Origin of the sequence: Serratia sp. HMSC15F11 (assembly GCF_001808215.1) — a bacterium.
Taxonomy (GTDB): Bacteria; Pseudomonadota; Gammaproteobacteria; order Enterobacterales; family Enterobacteriaceae; genus Serratia; species Serratia nevei.
On sequence record NZ_KV792495.1, the window covers coordinates 501 to 1116 of the forward strand.

General features: G+C 37.8%; 2 pseudogenes. Both read left to right on the forward strand.

What is annotated here, in order from left to right:
- Positions 1-258: pseudogene (locus HMPREF3138_RS27240) on the forward strand (hypothetical protein); the annotation flags it as partial.
- Positions 258-616, forward strand: a pseudogene (locus HMPREF3138_RS26450) (hypothetical protein); the annotation flags it as partial. The pseudogenes HMPREF3138_RS27240 and HMPREF3138_RS26450, both read left to right, overlap by 1 nt.

The following is a 616-nucleotide window of genomic DNA, read 5'->3' on the forward strand; positions in this document are numbered from 1 at the left end:
GAAAGTAACTGGGAAAAGTACAATTCCAGTTCAAAGGAAGTACAAGAACGTATTGCCACTGGTGAACATCATACTAAACAAATTCTGTGGTGCTTCAAGACACGTCAGGAAGCCGAGTTAGTAGAAGCAGCCCTAATTGCATATTGCGGTACTGATCATCTTTGTCGCAATAAAGCATTGATGACTAAAACGCGACTTAAAAAAGACAATGGCGAACAACGAAGAATTATTCGTATGCTGATGGAGGCTTTTACGTAATGGCAACGACAAGTACTATAACTGGCGTACAGCAAACAATTGCAAATATTCAACAACAGGGTATTGATTACGCCAATAACTTTAATAAGGAAGTGTCAAATAGACTTAGACAGCTTTCACAGAAGATGCAAATTGATATGAATAATGCAATTGATCGTGGACCAGTACCATTCACGAAGAATGCAATACTGTTTCGTTTCTATCGTGACAGTACAGGACAATCAGTGAATCAAATATTAATAAAGAATATTCAGGCTCAGTACTTGTACGATATTATTGTAAAGCCGTCGAATCTCAAGAAGTTCATTCCAACCAGTACTGCACGAATGACACAGCAAGGTAATATATCAGGTCTTAA